We start from the raw sequence: 4,482 nt of genomic DNA on the forward strand, positions 1-4,482 counted from the left end.
GGCGTCGGCACCCTGTTCATGGTGTCGGCGGCCGAGAGCCCCACGCGCGTCGAGGAGCACCGCAACTTCGTCGACCAGGCCGCGAAGGCGGGCGTGCAGCACATCGTGTACACCTCGTTCCTCAATGCGGCGCCTGATTCGACGTTCACGCTCGGGCGCGACCACTTCGCGACGGAGGAGCACATCAAGGCCTCCGGCATGGTGTGGACGTTCCTGCGAGACAGCTTCTACGCCGACGTCTTCGAGCACTTCGCCGACGAGGACGGCGTCATCCGTGGCCCGGCGGGTGACGGACGCGTCGCGCCCGTCGCCCGAGCGGACGTCGCCCGTGCCGCGCACGCGGTGCTCCTCGCACCGGGCGAGCACGCGGGCCGCACGTACGATCTCACCGGCCCGCAGGCCCTGACGCTGGACGAGATCGCCGCCATCCTCAGCGCGGGTCGCGACCGCGACTTCCGCTACGAACCCGAGACGATCGAGCAGGCGCGCGCGTCACGGCAGAAGTACGACCCGCAGCCGTTCGAGATGGACGCATGGGTGAGCACCTACACGGCGATCGCCGCGGGGGAGCTCGACGTCGTCAGCAACGACGTGCGACTGCTCACCGGGCAGAAGGCGATGACGTTGGAACAGCTCGTCGCCTCCAGCGAACCGGTGCGCTGAGCCCCGGGACGCCCCCGCGTGCGGCCAGGCACATCACCAGACGCGCGGACAGAACGCCTGACGGGCGCCCCACCAGCCAGGTGAGGCGCCCGTCAGCATTCGCGCCGCGATGCGTCGGCCGCCGAAGCGCCCTGTAACCCGCGACGCGTCGAACCCGTCGTCAGGCCGTCACACCCGCGCGGTCCTGACCGAGGTCGATGAGGTCGTTCTCGAGCCACGACTCGGGGATTCCGAACGCCTTCGTCAGGTCGACGGCGTGGGGACGCAGCTCGGCGCACAGCTCGTTGATGCGCGTCGTGACGGCCTTCGAACGTGACGTCGTGATGCGACCGTGCTCGATGAACCAGCCCTTGTCCTCCTCGATCGACGCCAGTGCGTAGAGGTCGAACACCTTCGCCATGAGCTTGCGCGCCTCGCCCTCGGGCATGGCCTCGAGGCCTTCCTTGAACGCTTCGAAGATCCGCAGGTCGATGTCGGCCTTCGCCGCGGCGAGGATGTGATCCTGGGCCGCGTTGAACACGGCGAACCCGTCGCTCTTGCCCGCCTTGCGCAGCCGCATCGCGGCCGTCTCGAGCAGGTGCGACGCGCGCTCGGAGAACATCGACTCCTGCCAGCCGCGCGAGTCGAGCGCCGTCTCGTCGTTGCGCGGCGTCGCGCCGTCGATGAGGCGCTGCAGGCCGGCACGCTTCAGCGTGTTCTCGACGAGTCCCTCGACGGTCTGCGCGGTGACCTTCGCGATCGTCCCCGCGATGTCGAGATCGCCCCACTGGTCCTTGTACTCCGTCAGCAGCCCCTTCGCGACGAGCTGCATGAGGACGGTGTTGTCGCCCTCGAACGTCGCGAACACGTCGATGTCCGCGCGCATCTGCGTCAGCCCGTTGGTCGCCATGTACCCGGCGCCGCCGCACGCCTCGCGGCACGCCTGGATCGTGTCGAGCGCATGCCAAGTCGTCTGCGCCTTCATGCCGGCGACCCACGCCTCGAGCTCACGCTGAGCGTCCTCGTGGTCGGCGCCGGGCGTCTCCTTCTCCGACGACGTCGCTGCGTCCTCCAGTTCCTGCAGGCGCGCCGTCATGGCGTTCTGCGTGAAGCGCAGCGCGAACGACTTCGCGAGGCGCGGCAGCAGCTTGCGCTGGTGCGCGAGGTAGTCGAGGACGACGAGTTCGTCGGGCGAGCCGGGAGCGGAGAACTGACGCCGCTGTTCGCCGTAGCGGACGGCGATGGCGAGCGCCTTCTGCGCCGCCGCACCCGCGCCACCGCCGACGCACACACGGCCGCGCACGAGCGTGCCGAGCATCGTGAAGAAGCGCCGGTTGATGTTGTCGATCTCCGAGACGTAGGTGCCGGTCTCGTCGATGCCGCCGAACTTGTCGAGCAGGTTCTCGCGGGGCACACGGACGTGGTCGAACGCGATCGTGCCGTTGTCGACGCCGGGCAGCCCGCCCTTGACGCCGTTGTCGCCGATCGTGACGCCCGGCATCGGGTTTCCGTCTTCGTCGCGGATCGGCACGACGACGACATGGACGCCCTTGCTCGGGGTCTCCTCCTCGCCGTCGGCGACGTCACCGACGCTCGGGACGACGAGCTGCGCGAACACGGCGGCCGCGCGTCCGTCCTTGGCGGCGTTGCCGATGTACGTCTTCGTCGCGGAGACGGTGGGGGAGTGCACGACGATCTCGTCGGTCTGCGCGTCGTATGTCGCGGTCGTCTCGACGGCGGCGACGTTCGAGCCGTGCCCGACCTCCGTCATCGCGAAGCAGCCCATCAGTTTGCCGCTCATGATGTCGGGCACGTACGCGGCGAGGTGCTTGTCGGTGCCGAGGCGCGAGACGGCGCCGCCGAACAGACCGAACTGGACGCCGTTCTTGATGAGCAGCGACAGGTCGCCGTACGCCTCCATCTCGAACGCGACGCAGGACGCGCCGTAGTCGAGCGTGCCGCCGTACTGCGTCGGGAAACCGATCGAGCCGTACCCCTTGTCGGCGAGCGCGAGCACCTGACGCGTCACTCGCTCGCGCTGGGCCTCGATCGACTCGCCGGGCGTGCCACTGATGGCCTCCCACGGCAGCTCGCCGCGGATCCGCTCGCGCAGGTCGCGCCACGGCCCGTCGAGCGCGATGCGCATCTGCTCGACGACGTCGTTCGTCGCGGGCGCGGGCGCGGGCGGAGTGTTCTCGGTCGTGGTCTCGGGAGTCGTGCTCATGTCGTCCTCCTTGTCGGCCGCGGGCGCCGCGGTGCGGCCTGCGGGTGAGAGCTGCCTCGGAACGGATCGTGTCATCCGGCCGGGTCGAACGTCGGTGTTTCGTCGGATCGGGCAGTGTCGTCGTGGATGCTTCGCTCGTCGCGTCCGGTGTCGGCGGGGCGGTCGGGTCGGTCGACGCCGCCGGGGCCATCAGTAGCGATGTGCGCATCGGCCGGCCCTGGCACGTCTCGCGCCAGCGCCCCGGCGAGGCCGCCGTGGGCGAGCGCGGCGAGGTGGGCGGCGAGCTGCGCGCGACTCAATCCGCCGGGGTTCTCCAGCCACCGGTCGGCCGATTCCTTGACGAGGCCGACGACGCCCCACGCGAACGCTCGCGCTCTCCCGCGAGCTTCCTGGGTGCCGGGGCCGAAGGCCAGCAGGAGGTCGAAGAGGTTGTCGGCGATCCGTCCCGAAAGGCCGGTGACGGGATCGCCAGGACCCTCCGGCAGCGTCACGTCCGGGCGCCTCACGACGAACCGGTACACCTCGGGATCGCGTTCGACGAGGCGCAGGTAGGAGTCGATGACGGCGCCGAGCATCGCGGGCCCGGGCGGCGTGCGTCGCGCGGACGAGCCGGTGGCGCGGGCCTCGCCGTCACCATCCGACGTGGCGCTCGCGGCGGCGTCGATCTCGGCGAGGATGAGCGCGTCGACCGATTCGCACACGGCGAGGTAGAGCCCCAGCCGGTCGCCGAGGTGGCGGTAGATGACGGTCTTGCTCGTGCCGGCCTCGGCCGCGATCTCGTCCATCCCCACTCCGGCGCCGTGACGGCGGATGGCGCGCAGGGCGGCGTCGACGAGCTCGCGACGGCGGGCGACGCGATGGGCGGCCCAGCGCGCGTCGCGTCCGTCGGGTTGGGCGCTCGTTGCTCGGGTGGTGGTGGACATGCCTGACACGGTATCGCGTACGCGTCGTACCTGCTACTGTCCGTATCGGTAAGTTTTGACGAGTGCTCACGTCCGCGCGGCCTCGTCATCGGCTCGCGCACGACCCACCACGACTCAACCGGAGCGATTCATGACCACGATCCGTGACGCCTACGTCATCGGCGGCAACCGCATCCCGTTCGCCCGCTCGGGCGGCGCCTACCTCAAGGCCTCCAACCAGGACATGCTGACGGCGGCCCTCGACGGCCTCGTCTCGCGCTTCTCCCTCTCGGGTGAGCGCCTCGGTGAGGTCGTCGCCGGTGCCGTCATCAAGCACTCGCGCGACTTCAACCTCACCCGCGAATCCGTCCTCGGCAGCCACCTCGCGCCGACGACGCCGGCCTACGACATCCAGCAGGCCTGCGCGACGGGTCTCGAGGCCGCGATCCTCGTGACGAACAAGATCAAGCTCGGCCAGATCGACTCGGCGATCGCCGGTGGCACGGACACGACGTCCGACGCGCCGCTCGCACTGAACGAGGGTCTGCGCAAGACGCTCATGAAGGCGAACTACGCGAAGACGACGCCGGATCGCCTCAAGGCGTTCGCCTCGATCCGCCCGAACCAGCTCGCGCCCGAGCAGCCCCGCAACTCGGAGCCGCGCACCGGCCTCGCGATGGGCGACCACATGGCCATCACGGCCAAGGAGTGGGG

General features: G+C 70.1%; 4 protein-coding genes. 2 read left to right on the plus strand and 2 right to left on the minus strand.

The window, feature by feature from the left end; translation table 11 throughout:
* On the plus strand, window positions 1-663 hold a 663-nt coding region (locus tag B2284_RS06070; RefSeq protein ID WP_286697302.1), incomplete at its 5' end, for an NmrA family NAD(P)-binding protein.
* Between the two features lie 160 nt (window positions 664-823).
* Here the strand turns inward: B2284_RS06070 and B2284_RS06075 are convergent.
* A complete protein-coding gene (locus B2284_RS06075; protein ID WP_006946147.1) occupies window positions 824-2,866 on the minus strand; it encodes an acyl-CoA dehydrogenase family protein in 2,043 nt (680 codons plus the stop codon).
* Between the two features lie 71 nt (window positions 2,867-2,937).
* The gene (locus B2284_RS06080; RefSeq protein WP_006946275.1) at window positions 2,938-3,789 is read right to left on the minus strand and encodes a TetR/AcrR family transcriptional regulator; all 852 of its coding nucleotides are present in this window, start codon (window positions 3,787-3,789) and stop codon (window positions 2,938-2,940) included.
* A 130-nt stretch (window positions 3,790-3,919) separates the two neighbouring features.
* On the opposite strand from B2284_RS06080, the gene B2284_RS06085 reads away from it, so the two are divergent.
* Window positions 3,920-4,482, plus strand: a 563-nt coding sequence (locus tag B2284_RS06085) for a thiolase family protein (RefSeq protein ID WP_286697303.1), incomplete at its 3' end; no start/stop codon positions are given.

This window comes from Dermacoccus sp. UBA1591 (assembly GCF_002322065.1).
Taxonomy (GTDB): Bacteria; Actinomycetota; Actinomycetes; order Actinomycetales; family Dermatophilaceae; genus Dermacoccus; species Dermacoccus nishinomiyaensis.